The organism is Enterobacter sp. 61D5, from assembly GCF_034107965.1.
Classification (GTDB): Bacteria; Pseudomonadota; Gammaproteobacteria; order Enterobacterales; family Enterobacteriaceae; genus Enterobacter; species Enterobacter cloacae_M.
In genome coordinates this window covers 260,671-279,443 of the sequence record NZ_JAWNFK010000014.1, presented here as the reverse complement: position 1 = coordinate 279,443, position 18,773 = coordinate 260,671, and the positions used below count along the sequence as shown (strand labels likewise).

The window sequence follows — 18,773 nt, the reverse complement described above, 5'->3', positions numbered from 1 at the left end:
ATGTTGCTGATTAGCAAAGAGTAATGTAAAAAGTCACACCCCTTGTGGGCTTATTTGCACGTATCTCTCGCTTTCTTTAAGAATATTCCCGGAAAGAGCCCGAATAATTAGGAATAACGCTGATGTCGTTAAGCTTTGATTCAACTACTTTATGGTAAACTTTGCCTCGAATACTAAGAATGGTAATTGCATTGTGATTGTACGTAATACATTTTTCTCTATTTTGTTGTTTATTTTTGGGCAGTTAACGTTTTCTTCTGTTGCACAGGCAGAAGGCAACGCGACGGATAAAGGCTGGTTCTCAACCTTTACGGATAATGTTTCCCAGACATGGACGGCACCTGAACATTATGATCTCTATGTCCCGGCAATAACGTGGCATGCGCGTTTTGCTTATGACAAAGAGAAAACCGATAAATACAACGAGCGTCCGTGGGGCGCGGGTTTTGGCCAGTCGCGCTGGGATGAAAAGGGAAACTGGCATGGCATCTATCTGATGGCCTTCAAAGACTCGTTTAATAAATGGGAGCCGATTGGGGGGTATGGTTGGGAGAAAACCTGGCGTCCGCTAGCGGACGAGAACTTCCACGTCGGTTTGGGCTATACCGCCGGGGTCACTGCACGTGACAACTGGAACTACATTCCGATCCCGGTCCTGCTGCCTTTGGCCTCTATTGGCTATGGTCCTGCAACGTTCCAGATGACCTACATCCCGGGTACGTACAACAACGGTAACGTTTACTTCGCCTGGATGCGTTTACAGTTTTAACTGACAAAACGTTACATGCTGGTGATAAAACGCGCAGTTGTTGATTCATAAGCGATAAAAATCTGTCAGTGAAAATTAACGCGACTTTAGTCACTTTTTATCAAAGATCCGCTGGACAAAAGGTCCCACAATTGATGTACTGATAACCGACACAGCATTTGTGTCGTTTTTTAATGTAAAGGTAATTTTGATGTCTAAGATTAAAGGTAACGTTAAGTGGTTTAATGAGTCCAAAGGATTCGGTTTCATTACTCCTGAAGATGGCAGCAAAGACGTGTTCGTACACTTCTCTGCAATCCAGTCTAATGGTTTCAAAACTCTGGCTGAAGGTCAGCGTGTAGAGTTCGAAATCACTAACGGTGCCAAAGGCCCTTCTGCTGCTAACGTAATTGCTCTGTAATTCAGACGCGTCAGCAAGAATTTCAAAACCCGCTCACTGAGCGGGTTTTTTTCGTTTTGAATCAGCCAAGCAGATACATTTTCAGGAAGCTGGCTACGATCAGCACGCTCAACAACACCATTCCTGCGCTCATCAGACTCTGTTTCATTCTGTCACCCTCGTTCATTACTGCATGCAGAGTGACAGAGAAAAATTAAGCCAACATTAACGGTTCGGCTGTTAATGCGCGCTTGCGGAAGAAAATAGCCAAAATGCGATCCCCGTCATCGCAAACGAGCCGAACATATTGATCGCCATATTCATCAGCGCCCAGCCGATACGGCCTTCCTGAAAGAGAAAAACCGTCTCCGCAGAAAAGGTTGAGAAGGTGGTCAAACCGCCGCAGAATCCGGTGGTAATCAACACCTTCCACATTGGGTCGATGTGCGTCATTCGGTTAAACCAGGCCAGCCCCATACCAATGATAAAGGCACCAATCAGGTTAGCGGCAAGCGTCCCCATGGGAATCGCCTGATGCAGGGGGTTAAACCGCATACTCAAAAACCATCGCGCAACGCTACCCGTTCCCCCACCAATAAAAACGGCTAAAAGTAGTTGTAACACGCTAAATACCTGCTATTTGATGTGTAAGGGTAGCGAGTTTAACGCCGTTTATGATGAGGGGACAAATATGTATGTAGCGGTAGGGCAATTTGTGGTCACGCCTGACTGGCGTGAAAATGCGCTCACGTGCGTCGAACTGATGATGCAGGCCAGGCAGAAAGGCGCGTCGCTGTTGGTTCTCCCCGAGGCGCTGCTGGCCAGGGATGATAATGACCCGGATTTATCCGTAAAGTCCGCGCAGCCGCTGGACGGCGAATTCTTACAGCAATTGCTCGCCCAAAGCGCAGGCAATACGATGACGACGATCTTAACGATCCATGTTCCCTCCACGCCGGGTCGCGCGGTGAATACGCTCGTGGCGATTCGTGACGGGGCCATCGTCGCACGCTACGCCAAGCTTCATCTCTATGATGCGTTCAGCATCCAGGAGTCGCGTCGCGTTGACCCCGGAGACGAGCTCCCTCCGCTGCTGGAGATTGACGGATTCAGGATCGGGCTGATGACGTGCTATGACCTGCGTTTTCCCGAGCTGGCGCTGCATCTGGCGCTGCAGGGGGCGGACGTGCTGGTACTCCCTGCCGCGTGGGTCAAAGGGCCGTTAAAAGAGTACCATTGGGCAACGCTGCTTGCGGCGCGCGCGCTGGATACAACCTGCTATGTCGTTGCCGCAGGGGAATGTGGCACGAAAAACATTGGGCAAAGCAGGGTGGTTGACCCGCTGGGGGTGACGATCGCCGCCGCCGCTGAAGCCCCGCATTTGCTGGTGGCGGAGATAAACTTAGAGAGAATTGCGCTTGCGCGTCAGCAATTACCCGTTCTTCGCAATCGTCGGTTTGCGCCACCGCAATTATTGTGATGTTTTTTTCAACAATGCTTGATTCACCTTGTTACAGATTGCTATTGTGTGCACGCGCTAAATGACCGTTAATACAGTCAGGTTTTGGCGCTGAATGCAGCCTGTTTTAAGTAAAGAAGGTATCTATGGGTGAGATTAGTATTACCAAACTGCTGGTGGTTGCCGCACTGGTCGTCCTGCTGTTTGGTACCAAGAAGTTACGCACGCTGGGTGGTGACCTGGGGGCTGCCATCAAAGGCTTTAAGAAAGCGATGAACGATGATGATGCAGCGGCGAAGAAAAGCGCCGAGGATGACGTCCCGGCAGACAAGCTTTCTCACAAAGAGTGACAGCAACGCCTGAGGGCTTGCGAAAAAAAACCGGCTCATGAGGCCGGTTTTTTTGTATTACTGTAAATGAATATTACAGCATTATTTAACTTCTTCGCCTTTAGCCTGCATATCGGCATGGTATGAGGAGCGAACGAATGGGCCGCAGGCAGCATGGGTGAAGCCCATCGCCATTGCTTCGGCTTTCATTTCATCGAACTCGTCCGGGCTCACGTAGCGCTGTACCGGCAGGTGGTGACGACTTGGCTGCAGATACTGTCCGAGGGTCAACATGGTCACACCATGGCGGCGAAGATCGCGCATCACCTCAATGATTTCATCATTGGTTTCACCCAGACCCACCATCAGACCAGACTTGGTCGGAATATGCGGATGCGCTTCTTTGAAACGCTCCAGCAGCTTCAGGGACCAGTTATAGTCAGCGCCCGGACGGACCTGACGGTAAAGACGCGGCACGTTCTCCAGGTTGTGGTTAAACACATCTGGCGGCGTTGCGGTCAGGATATCCAGCGCGCGGTCCATACGGCCACGGAAGTCAGGCACCAGCGTCTCGATTTTGATGTTAGGGCTTTTCTCGCGAATAGCCGTAATGCAGTCGGCGAAGTGCTGAGCACCACCGTCACGGAGGTCGTCACGGTCAACGGACGTGATAACCACATAACGCAGCGCCATGTCGGCGATGGTCTGCGCCAGTTTCTGGGGTTCGTTAGCATCAGGCGCGACTGGACGTCCATGAGCAACATCGCAGAACGGGCAGCGGCGGGTACAGATAGCACCCAGAATCATAAAGGTCGCGGTACCATGATTAAAACATTCAGCAAGGTTCGGGCAAGAGGCTTCTTCACAGACGGAGTGAAGGCCATTCTTGCGCATCGCCGCTTTGATCCCCTGGATACGCGAAGAGTCGGCCGGAAGTTTGATTTTCATCCATTCCGGTTTTCTTAACAGCGCCTCGCGCTCTGTAGCCACGTTTTTAACCGGGATAAGGGCCATTTTATCGGCATCGCGGTATTTAACACCGCGTTCCATCACAATGGGTTTACTCATAGCGTGCGTGTTCCAGTTGCGAATATCGAAGGAAAGCGTTTCAATTCAAGGGAATGTTGTATTTATCAACTATTTTTGAACGAACGACAGGCAGTATATCATTGAAACGGTCGTTAAAGCAGCCTGCCAGATCGCCAATTTGTAAAATAGTTGTTGTTTTGTGCCTTTTGCCCTGCGGGTTGCAGGGACTTGTGCTGGCTAAACCTGTCAGAAGGCCTGACGGATAATGCGGATGACGTTTTCCAGGACCGGATCGCGCAAACTTAGCTTGTTGTAATGCAGTGAAATCTCGATAGATTCCGCATTAAGCTGACTGAGCGGGATGCTTTCCAGCGGCCAGCATTTTTGTAGCAGGCTATACAGGCGTGATGGCATAACGCACAGCATGTCGCTGCTGCCGATCAGGGATGCGGTGGTAAACATATTGTAACTGCTGAAGCTGATCTGACGTTCAGGGAAAATTTCATCAATACGCTGACGAAGTGCATGATTTGATTGCCCTTCGGTCATGAAAGATGAGTGATCGTAGTTGCGCAGGTTTTCGATGGTTAACGGCTCGCTAAGAGCAGGATGCTGCTGGCGGCAAACCAGTACCAGGTTATCCGCATAAAGCACATTTTGCCCCAGCGCTCTGGCACTGAAGCTGCCGCTTTCAATAATCAGGTCCGTCTGGAACTGGGCAAGCTGAATGTCTGGTTCATTGAGAGGCACGTTGCGAAGCAGGAGCTGCGGAGCATGTTCTTTCACGGCCTGGAAGATCGCCGGCATCACCAGCACCCCTACAGAAGGGGAACAGCCGATGGTGATGGTTCGCTGCTTATCATAGCTCCCGGTTAAATCCAGCGCGCCCAGAATCGACTCCAGCCCCTGACTGATGTACTCATGGAGATGCGTGGCGTAAGCGGTCGGCGTTACCCCCTGGCCCTTGCGGATAAATAATGGGTCAGGAAATATAGCGCGAAGCTTTTGGATTGACTGGCTTATTGCTGATGGCGTGAGATTAAGAATTTTCGCAGCGTTAACGATACCCTTATGGACATATACCGCCTCAAAAATAGTCAGTAAATTGAGATCAATATTACGTAAAGTCCGAAAAATTTGTGGCTTGTCTTCGCCACCGGGTTCATTCAGTCGTTTGGCTGGTAAATTATTATACTCCACGCTTTCACTCCGTATACATTCACAATATGAATGATAGTTGAATTTATTTATTATGCTTGTAGAGATTCGTAAAGTGTTGGTTTTGTTTCACTTGTTTATCAAAAACAAACAGTTGAGTGATTATTGCTCACGTTACTTATGCCGTGTTTGCCGTGCTTGCTGGAGGCTAAATAATATGTAGCGCTAATATTCGGGCGCTTCGAAAATATAGAATCTGCGGATTATTGTAAAGTGCAAAAGCGGTAAATAAACAGTGGCCCGCCAAATTATCGAGCCCTGTTGTATGATATATTAAGCAGGGATATATTCGTGTGGTGGATTGTTAAGTAGTGCTAAAACGTTCTTCAAAAGCACCGGACGAATAGTTTCTGGCGTAGCGGTTTCAACCCACTGGCGTACCTGCGCCATTTCCATGCCGGCATAGCCGCAGGGGTTAATGCGCTGGAAAGGCGCGAGGTCCATATTAATATTTAAGGCCAGGCCATGGAATGAGCAGCCTTTACGAATACGCAGCCCCAGGGAGCAGATCTTCATTTCCCCAACGTAAACGCCCGGCGCATCGGCGCGTGGATGTGCATCAATACCATATTCCGCCAGCGTGTTGACGACAGTTTGTTCCAGTAAGGTAACCAGTTCACGTACGCCAAGCTTTCTGCGTTTCAGATTGAGCAGGACATACATCACCTGCTGCCCGGGCCCATGATAAGTGACCTGACCGCCGCGATCGCTCTGAATAACCGGGATATCTCCCGTCATTAACAAATGCTCTGCTTTACCCGCCTGGCCCTGCGTAAATACCGGCAGGTGTTCGACCAGCCAGATCTCATCCAGGGTGCTGTCATCGCGTGAATCGGTGAAGTCATGCATAGCCTGGGAGACAGGCTCATAAGGTTGCAGGCCGAGGTGACGGACCAGAATTTTATCCTGATACAAAACTGCGTCTCCGAAGACGAGGGACAAAAGGTGTGGGGGAGTATATCACAGCGGGGAGAGGGGTTACCCGGCAAACCGGGTAACCGCAAAGGGACTACAGCACCATACGAACAATTTCGATATTGCCGAGCTCTTCGTACAACGTTTCAACCTGCTCAATGTGTGTCGCAGTGATGGTAATAGAGACAGAGTGGTAGTTGCCCTTGCTGCTTGGTTTTACTGACGGAGAGTAGTCACCCGGCGCATGGCGCTGTACCACTTCAACCACCTGATCAACCAGCTCAGGTTTCGCCAGACCCATTACTTTGTAGGTAAATGAGGTAGGGAATTCAAGCAGTTCGTTAAGTTTGGTTTTCATGTCAGCTCCGGCGTAACGTCAAAAAATAATAACTCCCACGTCAGGTGGGAGTTATCAGGATACTTAGTATATGGGGATCAAAATCACACTTTCAAGTGTTCAATTTTTAACCAAACCAGTGGTGGAACATCAATTTAATGTAATCAATGATTTTGCCGAAGAAATTGCCTTCAGGAATTTCTTGCAGGACAACCAGCGGACGCTGATCGATCGTTTTTCCATCCAGCTGGAAGTTGATCGTGCCCACAACCTGGTTTTTCTGCAGCGGGGCATGCAGCTCGGTGCTGTTCAGCACGTAGCTGGCTTTCAGATCCTTCATGCGACCGCGTGGAATGGTCAGGTAGAGATCTTTATCAACGCCGAGTGAAGCACGGTCGTTGTCGCCGAACCAGACGGGTTCAGACGCAAACTCTTTGCCTGCTTTCAGTGGATTCACGGTTTCGAAGAAGCGGAAGCCCCAGGTCAACAGTTTCTTGCTTTCTGTTTCACGACCTTTAAAGGTGCGGCCGCCCATCACGGCAGAGATCAGACGCATCTGACCTTCAGTGGCAGAGGCCACCAGGTTGTAGCCCGCTTTGTCAGTGTGGCCAGTTTTGATGCCGTCAACGTTCAGGCTGTTATCCCACAGCAGGCCGTTACGGTTGGTCTGACGAATACCGTTGAAGGTGAACTCTTTCTCTTTATAGATAGAGTATTCGTTAGGTACATCGCGGATCAGGGCCTGACCAATCAGGGCCATATCACGTGCGGAGCTGTATTGACCGTCTGCGTCCAGGCCGTGTACGGTCTGGAAATGGCTGTTTTTCAGACCCAGCGCGGTAACGTAGCTGTTCATCAGACCCACAAAGGCATCCTGGCTACCGGCGGCGAAATCGGCCATCGCCACGCAGGCATCGTTACCAGATTGCAGGTTGATACCGCGAATCAGCTGGGAAACAGGAACCTGCATACCCGGCTTCAGGAACATCAGAGAGGAACCTTTGAAAACAGGGTTCCCGGTTGCCCAAGCATCGTTACCGATGGTGACCAGATCCGATTCTTTGAATTTACCTGCCTTCATCGCCTGGCCGATAACGTAGCTGGTCATCATTTTGGTCAGGCTGGCCGGGTCACGGCGGGCATCAGCATTCTGTTCTGCCAGCACTTTGCCAGAGTTGTAATCGATCAGGATGTAGGATTCCGCGTCGATTTGCGGAACGCCAGGGATCATGGTCTTGATATTCAGGTCATCGGCGTGAGCTGCAGAGAGCGCAGCAGCGCAAAGGGCCGTGGTCAGCGCCATGCGCTGCACAAAACGAGCAGAAAAAGTGGTCTTCATGGTCAGAACTACGACATCCGTGATGGAATTAAAAAAGTGCCTTACTATAGCAAATGCTATTCAGGCAGGCATCCGACTTTAAGCATGAGTTTGTGAATGTGTTTTACACTAACTGACAATTCGGATACCGCCGGTTAATTATTTCGCAACAGCGATAAATGACTGAAGTTGAGCTTCATTCTGCAGACGCTGCTGCAGGGACGCGGCCTGCGATTTGCTGGCAAACGGCCCCATCTGAATGCGCCAGACCGCGCCATTCTGCTCAACGCGTCCCGGTACGCCAAACTGCTGGCTTAGACGCTGTTGATACTGCCTGGCCCGGGCCTGATCGCTCACTGCGCCTACCTGAACCACATAGCTGCCGCTGGCCGCTGCTGGAGCCGTCACCGCCGCACTTTGCGTGGCCGCTGGCGCCGTTACGGGAGCCGGCTGGGTCGCTGGCGCAGCAACGGGAGCAGGGGCCGGAGTCGGCTCGCTGCCTTCCAGCACGCCTGAGGCTAAGGTCGTCGGTGCGCCAAGAAAGCCGCTACTCTTTACCGGCGCGCCGGTAGAATCCTCGCTTTGCAGCGTGTCATTGCTGATCGGGCGAATTTCTCCCCCCGGCTGAGCAGGCTCTGCCGGAGACGAGACGCTTCCCATTCCGCCGTCAAGATTTGGGCGGTCAGGAAGGGCATAGGTCTGTTTTGCCACCGTCGTACACGCGGTACCCGGCCCCGAGAGCGAACCATCCTGTGCGACGATAATCGGATCAATACGGACTTTGGTGTTGTTCGAGGTGTTCAGGCGATCGGCAGACGCGCGCGACAGGGAAATCACCCGGTCATTCCCGTAAGGTCCACGGTCGTTGATCCGCACGACGATCATACGGCCATTCGCCAGGTTGGTGATACGGGCGTAGCTCGGGATCGGCAGCGTCGGGTGTGCCGCCGTCAGCTGCATTGGGTCGAATGCTTCCCCGGAAGCCGTCAGGTTACTGCCTGGCTCGGCATCATAAATGGCGGCAAAGCCCGCCTGACTGAAACGGGAAGGATCCTGAACAATTTTATAGCTTTTGCCGTCGCGCTCGTAATCCTGATTGGCACTGGCATTCAGCGGTTCATAAACGGGATCGGCACCGCTGATTTCAACGATCGGGCCATTACACACCGCAGGCTGCGGCGGCGCGACGGTTGCCTGTTGCTGACCATCATCACTTGTGCAGGCCGCAAGTAAACTTGCCGCGATGCAGATCCCCAGCCACTGCTTACGCATTCCGATCCCCTTATTTTTATACGCTTTTTGACAACATTTTTCTGTGGGTATGGATCGACATCACGATACCAAACCCGGCCATCAACACGATCAGTGCCGAGCCTCCGTAACTCACCAGCGGCAGCGGTACGCCTACCACCGGCAGAATACCACTCACCATACCAATATTTACGAAGACATAAACGAATAAAATCAGCATCAACCCGCCGGCCATGACGCGACCAAAAGTGGTTTGCGCGCGCGCTGCAATCCACAATCCCCGCATGATCAGCAGGACGTACAGCGCCAGCAATATCAAGATGCCAACCAGCCCCAGCTCTTCCGCCAGCACCGCAAAAATAAAGTCGGTGTGGCGTTCCGGTAAAAACTCAAGCTGCGACTGCGTGCCGTGCAGCCAGCCTTTACCGCGCAGGCCGCCGGAGCCAATCGCAATCTTGGACTGAATAATATGATAGCCCGCGCCCAGCGGATCGGTTTCCGGATCGAGAAGCATCATGACGCGCTGGCGCTGGTAATCATGCATCAGGAAGAACCAGAGGATAGGAATGAATGCCGCAATCAGCACCACCGCGATACCAATCAGGCGCCAGCTCAGTCCCGACAGGAAAAGAACAAACAGGCCGGAGAGGGCAATAAGAATTGAGGTGCCAAGGTCAGGCTGTGCCGCAACCAGCAGCGTCGGCAGGAAAATCAGCACCAGCGCGATGGCGGTATTTTTCAGCGACGGCGGACAGACGTCGCGGTTGATAAAGCGTGCCACCATCAATGGAACGGCGATTTTGGCAATTTCCGAGGGCTGGAAGCGGACAACGCCCAGATCCAGCCAGCGCTGCGCCCCTTTTGAAATGGCGCCAAACGCATCTACCGCAACCAGCAAAATAATACAGAAGATGTAAAGATAGGGCGCCCAGCCTTCGTAGACGCGCGGCGGGATTTGCGCCATCACTACCATGATGATCAGACCCATGGCGATCTGGCCGATTTTGCGCTCCATCATGCCGATGTCCTGGCCGCTGGCGCTCCATATAACCAGGGCGCTGTACACCAGCAGAGCCAGCAGGATCAGCAGCATGGCTGGGTCGATGTGGATTTTATCCCACAGCGATTTTTTATTTGGATTATCCGTCATGATTATTGGTCCTCCGCCGCAGCGGCGGCCGGGTTTTCAGCCGGCAGTTCGGTGTTGTTATCACCCAGCATAATGTGGTCAAGGATCTGGCGCATGATGGTCCCTACTGCTGGCCCGGCACCGCCGTTCTCCAGAATCATCGCCACCGCGACCTGCGGGTTATCATAAGGGGCAAACGCCGTCATCAGCTTATGGTCACGCAGACGTTCAGCAATGCGGTGCGCGTTATAGGTTTCGTTGGCTTTCAGACCAAACACCTGAGCAGTACCGGACTTTGCGGCCACTTTGTACGGCGTACCGGCAAAGTACTTATGCGCGGTCCCATTCGGGCGGTTTGCCACGCCGTACATACCGTCTTTCGCAATTTCCCAGAATCCGGAATGGATGTCACCCACCGGGGCCTCGTGCGGCTGATTCCACGGCACTTTTTTGCCGTCTTCAACCGTGCTCTGTAGCAGATGAGGCACTTTCACCACGCCGTCATTGATGAGGATCATCATGGCTTTGTTCATCTGAATCGGCGTTGCCGTCCAGTAACCCTGGCCGATACCCACCGGAATGGTGTCACCCTGATACCACGGTTTTTTAAAGCGCTTCAGCTTCCATTCACGCGTTGGCATGTTGCCAGAACGTTCTTCTGAAAGGTCAACACCGGTGTAATGCCCGTAGCCGAATTTGCTCATCCACTCCGACAGGCGGTCGATACCCATGTCATACGCCACCTGATAGAAGAAGGTATCCGCGGATTCCTCCAGCGATTTAGTGACGTTCAGATGACCGTGGCCCCATTTTTTCCAGTCACGATAGCGCTTATCTGAACCCGGCAGCTGCCACCAGCCCGGGTCAAACAGGCTGGTATTACGGTTGATGACGCCGGCACTCAGCGCAGAGACCGCCACGTATGGTTTAACCGTTGATGCCGGCGGGTAAACCCCTTGCGTTGCGCGGTTCACCAGCGGCGTGTTCGGGTCATTCAGCAGACCTGAATAGTCCTTGCTGGAAATGCCGTCAACAAAGAGGTTCGGATCATAGCTAGGCATGGAGACCATCGCCAGGATACCGCCGGTACGAGGATCGGTGACCACAACGGCTGCACGGCTGCCCGCCAGCAGGGTTTCAATATACTGCTGAAGTTTGAGGTCGAGTGTCAGATAGACGTCATGCCCCGCCTGAGGCGGCACTTCTTTCAGCTGGCGGATCACGCGGCCACGGTTGTTAACTTCAACCTCTTCATAGCCGGTTTGTCCGTGCAGAACGTCTTCGTAGTAACGTTCGATCCCCAGCTTACCGATATCGTGCGTAGCAGCGTAGTTGGCCAGCTTGCCGTCTTTATCAAGGCGGTCAACGTCTTTGTCGTTAATCTTGGAAACGTAGCCAATCACATGCGTCAGCGCGGAGCCGTAGGGATAGTAGCGACGCTTATACCCCTTCACTTCCACGCCGGGGAAGCGGTACTGATTCACCGCAAAGCGGGCCACCTGGACTTCCGTAAGATTGGTTTTAACCGGAATCGAGGTGAATCGGTGAGAGCGGGCACGCTCTTTTTTGAAGGCCGCGATATCGTCATCGTTAAGGTCGACAACGCTTTTCAGCGCTTCCAGCGTATCCTGAACATTATCGACTTTTTCCGGCATCATCTCGATTTGATAGATGGTGCGGTTTAACGCCAGCGGGGTTCCGTTACGATCGTAAATAATGCCGCGGCTGGGGGCGATAGGCACCAGCTTAATACGGTTTTCGTTTGAACGCGTCTGGTAGTCGGTAAAGCGGACAATTTGCAGATTATAAAGGTTGGCGATCAGCACGCCGGTAAGCAGCAAAATCCCGGTAAAGGCGACCAGCGCCCGGCGCACAAACAGCGCGGACTCAGCCGTATAGTCGCGAAAAGAATTCTGTAGTTTCATCCGCTGCTTAATCTACCCTGGTCAGTCATTACTCGCGGTGATAGGGGTGGTTGGTAGTAATGCTCCACGCGCGATACAGGCTTTCTGCCACCAGTACCCGAACAAGCGGGTGGGGAAGCGTCAGCGCGGAGAGGGACCAACTTTGTTCTGCCGCCGCTTTGCAGGCAGGGGACAACCCTTCAGGTCCGCCAATCAGCAGACTAACGTCACGGCCATCCTGCTTCCAGCGCTCCAGTTCGTGCGCCAGCTGCGGCGTATCCCAGGGTTTACCCGGAATATCGAGGGTGACAATGCGGTTCTTGCCAGCGGCAGCCAGCATCAGTTCGCCCTCTTTATCGAGAATACGTTTGATATCCGCGTTCTTACCGCGCTTCCCGGCAGGGATCTCCACCAGTTCGAACGGCATGTCTTTTGGAAAACGACGCAGATATTCAGTAAAACCGGTTTGTACCCAGTCCGGCATTTTGGTGCCGACAGCGACCAGCTGCAACTTCACGCATTAACCCCAGAGTTTTTCCAGCTCATACAGGCGACGGCTCTCTTCCTGCATGACGTGGACAATCACATCGCCGAGGTCGACCACCACCCAGTCAGCCGTCGCTTCACCTTCAACACCCAGCGGCAACAGCCCTGCTGCACGCGATTCCTGAACCACGTGATCGGCAATCGAAACAACATGACGCGTCGATGTACCGGTGCAGATGATCATGCAGTCGGTAATACTGGATTTACCCTTAACGTCGATAGCGATGATGTCCTGACCTTTCAGGTCATCAATTTTGTCAATAACAAAATCCTGGAGTGCTTTACCCTGCAAGTTTTCCCCCTGGGGTGAATGAGATTGTAAAACTTTGAATTCGTAGCCAGACAGTATACCTGAACTCATGCCTCTGTCGGGACAAATGTCTCCGGCCGGGCTTTTGAAGGCGGGTATCATCCCACCCTCCGCCTGAGATTGCATCGCCATTTTTGTAAAACAATTTCTGTAAAGCAATGATCGGCGGGAAAGTCTGGCAGCGGAGAATAACAGTATGGCTTACCCTGTCAAGGCAGGATAAACAATAAGCCGCTTTTTATGCCCTCCGGCTATTCATCTGCGCTTTTCTGATACAAACCGTGCGTATGGATATAGGCCAGCACCGGGGGCGGCAGCAGATCGTCACAGGCTAAACCCTGCTGTAAACGCTCACGAATGAGGGTCGCAGAGATATCGAACCACGGCGTTTCCGCCAGATAGATCTTCCCGGCAGGCTGATTGTGAAGATCTTCAACATTATCGGTGAGATGGTCTTCCAGCCACTGCTGGTACTGCGCTTCGCGCATGGTCAGCGGATAGCCGGGACGGCGGCAGACGAGCAGATGGCTGTTCTCCAGAATGGTTTCATACTGATGCCATGTGGGGAAGTTCAGAAGGGAATCCTGGCCGATGATAAAAGCGAGCGGCTGGTCTGGCCCTTGTTCGGCGCGCCACTCCTGAAGCGTCTGAGACGTCCAGGAGGGCGTGTCGCGACGCAGCTCACGCTCGTCAAGTCGGAAGAGCGGTTTATCTGCGATGGCAAGGGCAAGCATCTCTTTTCGCTGCTCGCTGGTCGCGTCGGGCTGTGGACGATGGGGCGGGACATTGTTGGGCATGATGGTGACGCGCTGAAGGCCGATCAGATTCGCCAGAATTTCAACCGGCTTCAGATGTCCGTAATGCACCGGGTCGAAGGTGCCGCCATATAAGGCCTGTAAAGAATACATGCTATCCATCAATAAAAACGTCTGCCAGCGCCTTGTGGCAGAGCAATAGAGAAAGGCTTTCCAGCTCCGCCCAGACCGACTGGCCGTAATCTTGTTTTAACGTGAGCTCTGCGCGCATCAGAAGCTGTACAGCCTGACGAAGCTGTTCATGACTCAGGCGGTTGACGGCCTCGGTGGTCAAAGCCCGGCGATTTTGCCACACGCGATGTTTATCAAATAGCGAACGCAGCGGCGTATGGGCAGACTGACGCTTGAGCGTAATCAGCAGCAGCAATTCGCGCTGCAGCGTACGCAGCAGAATAACGGGTTCGCTCCCTTCGAGACGCAGCTGTTGCAGAATATGCAGGGCGCGTTTGCTTTTCGCCGCCAGCAGCGCGTCCACCCAGTGGAACGGCGTGAAGTGCGCCGCGTCGTTAACGGCCTGCTCGACGCGCGGCAAGGTCAGCTTGCCATCCGGCCAGAGCAGGGAGAGTCTGTCCAGCGCCTGCGCCAGGGCCAGCAGGTTACCTTCATAGCAGTAGCAGAGCAGTTGGTTCGCCGCATCATCCAGCTGAAGGTTGTTCTGCTTCGCTCTCGCTGCCACCCATTTGGGCAGATGCGCCTGTTCAGGCGTCTGACAGGTGACCTGCACCGCGTGGGCTGCGAGCTGGGTAAACCACGCCGCATTTTCCTGCGCTTTGGTGAGCTTGTTGCCGCGCACAATCAGCAGCAGATCGCTGTGAAGCAGGCTGACCAGCGTGGCCAGCTGTTCATTGATGGCCGCGTTAGGGCCGTTCTCTGGCAGCAGGATCTGAATAGTCTGGCGCGACGCAAAAAGGCTCATCGCCTGACAGAGTGAGAAGAGGGCATTCCAGTCGGTGTTGTTATCCAGCTGGACGGTGTGGTGCTCATCGAAGCCCTGAGAGGCGGCCTCATGCCGCACGGCATCCAGACTTTCCTGAAGTAATAACGGATCGTTTCCAAGAAGCAGATACGCCGCGCGCAGCCCTTCTTTGAGCTGCGCGCGGAGTTGTTCAGGATACAGCCTGATCATCATTTACCCAGAGAGTTAGCAGCAGGAAGCGTGCCAGCAACCGGTTTTTCAACAATGTCAGAGCCTTGTCTGGTAGACGCTGCAATACCTGGCAGTTTACGGATCAGCTGTTCCGCCGCCTTGTCGTACATTTCGTTGATGATAATCTGCTGCTCGGCATCTTTTGCCAGCGCCGTCTGCGGGTTATCGAAGAACGAACGGTACACTTTCGTGCTGATCGGATAGATGTCTTTACCCGGGATCAGGACTGCTGCGTTGACCGTCAGCACCATCTGATATTCAGCTGTACGGCCATCCTGGAAGATAGAGGCCGTATCTCTCGACAGACCACTTCCTGTAACGCGCAGAGACGGTACATCCTGGCGCAGCGTTTGTTTCTCAACAAGCTCAACGCCGTTCAGACGCAGCTGATTACGAATTGCCCGGCTGAGTGGACCATTCGGATCTGATGAGTCGAAAATCATCGTTTTCATCTCAGCAGGCACCGCCGTGGTATTGCGCAGGTGCCAGCCGCAGCCGGCGGTGACAAGCACCGCCAGTGATAAGAGTATTGTTGCCAGTTGTCGCACGTTTCCTCCCGCGCTTAGCCAACGACCAGATTGAGCAGTTTACCCGGTACGTAGATCACTTTACGTACGGTAACGCCCTCAAGATATTTTGCGACCAGAGGTTCCTGGCCCGCGCGCTCGCGAACCTGTTCTTCGGTTGCATCGACCGCCACGGTAATTTTACCGCGGACTTTGCCGTTTACCTGGACCACAACCAGCGTCGTGTTTTCTACCATCGCTGATTCGTCAGCCTGCGGCCACGGCGCGTTGTCGATATCGCCTTCGCCTTTCAGCTCCTGCCACAGGGTGAAGCTGACGTGCGGAGTGAACGGGTTCAGCATGCGAACAACAGCAAGCAGCGCTTCACGCATTAAGGCACGATTCTGCTCGCCGTCCTGCGGAGCCTTCGCCAGCTTGTTCATCAGTTCCATAATAGCCGCAATTGCGGTATTGAAGGTCTGACGACGACCAATATCATCGGTCACTTTCGCAATCGTCTTATGAACATCGCGACGCAACGCCTGCTGATCTTCAGTCAGTGCGGCGGCGTTAAGCGCCGGGGCATCGCCCAGTGCAGTGTGTTCGTAAACCAGTTTCCAGACGCGTTTCAGGAAGCGGTTCGCCCCTTCCACGCCGGACTCCTGCCATTCCAGGGTCATGTCCGCCGGAGAGGCAAACATCATGAACAGACGCACGGTATCCGCACCGTAACGCTCAACCATCACCTGAGGATCGATACCGTTGTTTTTCGACTTAGACATCTTGCTCATGCCGGTGTAGACCAGTTCATGACCTTCGGCGTCTTTCGCCTTAACGATACGGCCCTTCTCGTCACGCTCGACGATCGCATCAACCGGTGAAACCCAGTTACGCTCGCCGTTGGCACCAACGTAATAGAACGCATCTGCCAGCACCATGCCCTGACATAGCAGCTGTTTTGCTGGTTCGTCAGAGTTCACCATGCCTGCATCGCGCATCAGTTTGTGGAAGAAGCGGAAGTAGAGCAGGTGCATGATGGCGTGTTCGATGCCGCCGATATAGATATCTACCGGCAGCCAGTAGTTTGCTGCATCGGAATCGAGCATACCGTCCTGATACTGCGGGCAGGTGTAGCGCGCATAGTACCAGGATGACTCCATAAAGGTGTCAAAGGTGTCGGTTTCACGCAGCGCAGGCTGACCGTTAACGGTGGTTTTTGCCCACTCAGGATCGGCTTTAATCGGGCTGGTGATACCGTCCATGACCACGTCTTCCGGCAGGATCACCGGGAGCTGATCTTCCGGGGTTGGCATCACGGTGCCATCTTCCAGCGTCACCATCGGGATTGGCGCACCCCAGTAACGCTGACGGGACACGCCCCAGTCGCGCAGACGGAAGTTAACTTTACGCTCACCTACGCCCAGTGAGGCCAGCTTATCGGCGATGGCGTTGAAGCCCTCTTCGAAGCTCAGACCGCTAAATTCATCGGAGTTGAACAGGGTGCCCTTTTCAGTCAGCGCGTGTTCAGACAGGTCTGGTTCTGAACCGTCAGCCGCCAGGATGACAGGCTTGATGGTCAGGCCATATTTGGTTGCAAATTCGTAGTCGCGCTGGTCGTGACCCGGAACAGCCATCACTGCGCCAGTGCCGTACTCCATCAGAACGAAGTTGGCGGCCCAGACAGGGATCGCTTCGCCAGTCAGTGGGTGAATGGCTTTAAAGCCGGTATCAACCCCTTTTTTCTCCATCGTCGCCATGTCGGCTTCGGCCACTTTGGTGTTGCGGCACTCATCGATGAAGGTCGCCAGTTCCGGGTTATTCTCTGCCGCTTTCTGCGCCAGCGGGTGACCTGCGGCCACGGCCAGGTAGGTCGCGCCCATGAAGGTGTCCGGACGGGTGGTGTAGACTGTCAGGGTCTGGTCATAGTTCTCAACGTTGAAGGTAATTTCCACGCCTTCAGAACGGCCGATCCAGTTGCGCTGCATGGTCTTAACGGTATCTGGCCAGTGATCCAGGTTATCCAGATCGTTCAGCAGCTCATCAGCGTAAGCGGTGATTTTGATAAACCACTGTGGGATCTCTTTACGCTCAACTTTGGTGTCACAGCGCCAGCAGCAGCCGTCGATAACCTGTTCGTTCGCGAGAACGGTCTGGTCATTCGGGCACCAGTTAACGGCAGAGGTCTTCTTATATACCAGGCCTTTTTTGTACAGCTCGGTGAAGAACTTCTGCTCCCAGCGATAGTATTCCGGGGTACAGGTTGCCAGCTCGCGGCTCCAGTCATAGCCAAAGCCCAGCATTTTGAGCTGGTTTTTCATGTACGCGATATTGTCGTACGTCCACGGCGCCGGAGCGGTGTTGTTTTTGACCGCCGCGCCTTCCGCAGGCAGACCGAACGCATCCCAGCCGATAGGCTGCAGAACGTTTTTACCCAGCATGCGCTGGTAGCGTGCAATCACATCGCCGATGGTGTAGTTACGCACATGGCCCATGTGTAGTCGACCAGAAGGATAGGGAAGCATCGACAGGCAGTAATACTTCTCTTTGCTCTCGTCTTCGGTTACTTCAAAGGTGCGCTTCTCGTCCCAGTGTTGCTGGACTTTTGATTCTATCTCTTCCGGGCGGTATTGCTCTTGCATGGCAGCCAGTGGTCCTGTTTTCAATACAGCTACAAATGTAGCCAATGGATGTGGTAATTCAGATCCGCATAGCATAGCCCAAACGCCCGCGTCAAAACAGCCTTTCGCACAAATGCGCTTTGCAGGAATTTACCGGGTCTGTGCTTCACCTGACAAAGCGGCGATGAAATAAGGTCTATTATTAGAAATAGTTACTTACCCGGGAGGCAAAATGATGAACAAGGTTGCTCAATTTTATCGCGAACTGGTGGCGACACTGACGGAACGGCTGCGTAACGGCGAGCGAGATATCGATGCGCTGGTGGAGCAGGCACGTGCCCGCGTGACGCAAACGGGTGAGTTAACGCGAACCGAAGTGGAAGAGGTGACGCGCGCCGTGCGTCGCGATCTGGAAGAGTTCGCGCGCAGCTACCAGGAGAGCCAGGGGGAGGTCACTGACAGCGTTTTTATGCGGGTGATTAAAGAAAGCCTGTGGCAAGAGCTGGCCGACATCACGGATAAAACGCAGCTGGAGTGGCGCGAGGTCTTTCAGGATTTGAACCATCACGGTGTGTATCACAGTGGTGAGGTGGTCGGCTTAGGAAATCTGGTGTGCGAGAATTGCCACCACCATATTGCGGTATATACGCCGGATGTCCTGCCGCTGTGTCCGAAATGCGGCCACGATCAGTTCCAGCGTCGGCCGTTTGAGCCCTAAATAAAAAGCAAAACGGCAACCACGTTGCCGTTTTTAGTGTTTGCCCCCTCTCCCCGTGGGAGAGGGTTGGGGTGAG

Annotated in this window: 20 protein-coding genes; 5 read left to right on the top strand and 15 right to left on the bottom strand. The window is 53.4% G+C overall.

The features are described 5' to 3' along the window. Positions 1-151 precede the first annotated feature (151 nt). Both pagP and cspE read left to right on the top strand, forming a co-directional pair. Complete coding sequence (pagP, locus tag UTM25_RS16440; protein ID WP_206689045.1) at positions 152-769, top strand: lipid IV(A) palmitoyltransferase PagP; 618 nt, start codon at positions 152-154, stop codon at positions 767-769. A gap of 190 nt (positions 770-959) precedes the next feature. Then, positions 960-1,169, top strand: coding sequence for a transcription antiterminator/RNA stability regulator CspE (gene cspE, locus UTM25_RS16435; protein WP_002439184.1), 210 nt, complete (start codon positions 960-962; stop codon positions 1,167-1,169). A gap of 219 nt (positions 1,170-1,388) precedes the next feature. Here the strand turns inward: cspE and crcB are convergent, their stop codons facing one another. After that, complete coding sequence (crcB, locus tag UTM25_RS16430) at positions 1,389-1,772, bottom strand: fluoride efflux transporter CrcB (protein WP_023310740.1); 384 nt, start codon at positions 1,770-1,772, stop codon at positions 1,389-1,391. Positions 1,773-1,839: 67 nt separating this feature from the next. Here crcB and UTM25_RS16425 point away from each other — a divergent pair, with 67 nt between their 5' ends. After that, positions 1,840-2,628, top strand: a complete 789-nt coding sequence (locus tag UTM25_RS16425; RefSeq protein ID WP_194399825.1) for a deaminated glutathione amidase — start codon at positions 1,840-1,842, stop codon at positions 2,626-2,628. Between the two features lie 125 nt (positions 2,629-2,753). Then, a complete protein-coding gene (gene tatE / locus UTM25_RS16420) occupies positions 2,754-2,957 on the top strand; it encodes a twin-arginine translocase subunit TatE (protein ID WP_023310742.1) in 204 nt (67 codons plus the stop codon). Positions 2,958-3,038: 81 nt separating this feature from the next. On the opposite strand, the gene lipA is transcribed toward tatE, so the two are convergent. The 14 genes from lipA to leuS form a co-directional block, all read right to left on the bottom strand. Continuing rightward, entirely contained in the window at positions 3,039-4,004 is a 966-nt protein-coding gene (gene lipA, locus UTM25_RS16415; protein WP_013097595.1) for a lipoyl synthase, read from the bottom strand. A 207-nt stretch (positions 4,005-4,211) separates the two neighbouring features. Then, positions 4,212-5,165: a YbeF family transcriptional regulator gene (locus UTM25_RS16410; protein ID WP_032665064.1), complete on the bottom strand. Its 954-nt coding sequence runs from the start codon at positions 5,163-5,165 to the stop codon at positions 4,212-4,214. Positions 5,166-5,456: 291 nt separating this feature from the next. Continuing rightward, complete coding sequence (gene lipB, locus UTM25_RS16405) at positions 5,457-6,098, bottom strand: lipoyl(octanoyl) transferase LipB (protein WP_194399826.1); 642 nt, start codon at positions 6,096-6,098, stop codon at positions 5,457-5,459. 94 nt (positions 6,099-6,192) lie between these two features. Further along, positions 6,193-6,456: a DUF493 family protein YbeD gene (ybeD, locus tag UTM25_RS16400; protein WP_006177135.1), complete on the bottom strand. Its 264-nt coding sequence runs from the start codon at positions 6,454-6,456 to the stop codon at positions 6,193-6,195. Between the two features lie 106 nt (positions 6,457-6,562). After that, positions 6,563-7,774 carry a D-alanyl-D-alanine carboxypeptidase DacA gene (dacA, locus tag UTM25_RS16395; RefSeq protein WP_014069323.1) on the bottom strand — a complete coding sequence of 404 codons (1,212 nt, stop codon included), beginning with the start codon at positions 7,772-7,774 and terminating at the stop codon, positions 6,563-6,565. Positions 7,775-7,912: 138 nt separating this feature from the next. Continuing rightward, the gene (gene rlpA / locus UTM25_RS16390; protein WP_194399827.1) at positions 7,913-9,025 is read right to left on the bottom strand and encodes an endolytic peptidoglycan transglycosylase RlpA; all 1,113 of its coding nucleotides are present in this window, start codon (positions 9,023-9,025) and stop codon (positions 7,913-7,915) included. 16 nt (positions 9,026-9,041) lie between these two features. Further along, positions 9,042-10,154 carry a peptidoglycan glycosyltransferase MrdB gene (mrdB, locus tag UTM25_RS16385; protein ID WP_023310746.1) on the bottom strand — a complete coding sequence of 371 codons (1,113 nt, stop codon included), beginning with the start codon at positions 10,152-10,154 and terminating at the stop codon, positions 9,042-9,044. 2 nt (positions 10,155-10,156) lie between these two features. Then, positions 10,157-12,058: a peptidoglycan DD-transpeptidase MrdA gene (gene mrdA, locus UTM25_RS16380; RefSeq protein ID WP_023310747.1), complete on the bottom strand. Its 1,902-nt coding sequence runs from the start codon at positions 12,056-12,058 to the stop codon at positions 10,157-10,159. A gap of 28 nt (positions 12,059-12,086) precedes the next feature. Further along, positions 12,087-12,554, bottom strand: a complete 468-nt coding sequence (rlmH, locus tag UTM25_RS16375; protein ID WP_003858701.1) for a 23S rRNA (pseudouridine(1915)-N(3))-methyltransferase RlmH — start codon at positions 12,552-12,554, stop codon at positions 12,087-12,089. Positions 12,555-12,557: 3 nt separating this feature from the next. Continuing rightward, complete coding sequence (gene rsfS, locus UTM25_RS16370; protein WP_003858696.1) at positions 12,558-12,875, bottom strand: ribosome silencing factor; 318 nt, start codon at positions 12,873-12,875, stop codon at positions 12,558-12,560. A gap of 269 nt (positions 12,876-13,144) precedes the next feature. Continuing rightward, entirely contained in the window at positions 13,145-13,810 is a 666-nt protein-coding gene (gene nadD / locus UTM25_RS16365) for a nicotinate-nucleotide adenylyltransferase (protein WP_194399828.1), read from the bottom strand. Continuing rightward, entirely contained in the window at positions 13,803-14,834 is a 1,032-nt protein-coding gene (holA, locus tag UTM25_RS16360; protein ID WP_194400093.1) for a DNA polymerase III subunit delta, read from the bottom strand. The genes nadD and holA overlap by 8 nt, the downstream gene beginning before the upstream one ends. Further along, positions 14,834-15,403, bottom strand: a complete 570-nt coding sequence (lptE, locus tag UTM25_RS16355) for an LPS assembly lipoprotein LptE (RefSeq protein ID WP_023310752.1) — start codon at positions 15,401-15,403, stop codon at positions 14,834-14,836. The genes holA and lptE overlap by 1 nt, the downstream gene beginning before the upstream one ends. Positions 15,404-15,417: 14 nt before the next feature. Beyond that, positions 15,418-18,000 (bottom strand): leucine--tRNA ligase, encoded by a 2,583-nt coding sequence (gene leuS, locus UTM25_RS16350; RefSeq protein WP_194399829.1) that lies wholly within the window; start codon positions 17,998-18,000, stop codon positions 15,418-15,420. A gap of 214 nt (positions 18,001-18,214) precedes the next feature. Here leuS and UTM25_RS16345 point away from each other — a divergent pair, with 214 nt between their 5' ends. Beyond that, positions 18,215-18,697, top strand: a complete 483-nt coding sequence (locus UTM25_RS16345) for a zinc ribbon-containing protein (protein ID WP_194400095.1) — start codon at positions 18,215-18,217, stop codon at positions 18,695-18,697. The last annotated feature ends 76 nt before the right edge of the window (positions 18,698-18,773 follow it).

What these genes read in the sequence shown, in the direction of transcription:
- mrdB (WP_023310746.1), bottom strand. Translation starts at nt 10,154, where the DNA reads ATGACGGATAATCCAAATAAAAAATCGCTGTGGGATAAAATCCACATC.
- mrdA (WP_023310747.1), bottom strand. Translation starts at nt 12,058, where the DNA reads ATGAAACTACAGAATTCTTTTCGCGACTATACGGCTGAGTCCGCGCTG.
- rlpA (WP_194399827.1), bottom strand. Translation starts at nt 9,025, where the DNA reads ATGCGTAAGCAGTGGCTGGGGATCTGCATCGCGGCAAGTTTACTTGCG.
- leuS (WP_194399829.1), bottom strand. Translation starts at nt 18,000, where the DNA reads ATGCAAGAGCAATACCGCCCGGAAGAGATAGAATCAAAAGTCCAGCAA.
- UTM25_RS16425 (WP_194399825.1), top strand. Translation starts at nt 1,840, where the DNA reads ATGTATGTAGCGGTAGGGCAATTTGTGGTCACGCCTGACTGGCGTGAA.
- nadD (WP_194399828.1), bottom strand. Translation starts at nt 13,810, where the DNA reads ATGGATAGCATGTATTCTTTACAGGCCTTATATGGCGGCACCTTCGAC.
- tatE (WP_023310742.1), top strand. Translation starts at nt 2,754, where the DNA reads ATGGGTGAGATTAGTATTACCAAACTGCTGGTGGTTGCCGCACTGGTC.
- lipA (WP_013097595.1), bottom strand. Translation starts at nt 4,004, where the DNA reads ATGAGTAAACCCATTGTGATGGAACGCGGTGTTAAATACCGCGATGCC.
- dacA (WP_014069323.1), bottom strand. Translation starts at nt 7,774, where the DNA reads ATGAAGACCACTTTTTCTGCTCGTTTTGTGCAGCGCATGGCGCTGACC.
- holA (WP_194400093.1), bottom strand. Translation starts at nt 14,834, where the DNA reads ATGATCAGGCTGTATCCTGAACAACTCCGCGCGCAGCTCAAAGAAGGG.
- pagP (WP_206689045.1), top strand. Translation starts at nt 152, where the DNA reads ATGGTAAACTTTGCCTCGAATACTAAGAATGGTAATTGCATTGTGATT.
- cspE (WP_002439184.1), top strand. Translation starts at nt 960, where the DNA reads ATGTCTAAGATTAAAGGTAACGTTAAGTGGTTTAATGAGTCCAAAGGA.
- UTM25_RS16345 (WP_194400095.1), top strand. Translation starts at nt 18,215, where the DNA reads ATGAACAAGGTTGCTCAATTTTATCGCGAACTGGTGGCGACACTGACG.
- ybeD (WP_006177135.1), bottom strand. Translation starts at nt 6,456, where the DNA reads ATGAAAACCAAACTTAACGAACTGCTTGAATTCCCTACCTCATTTACC.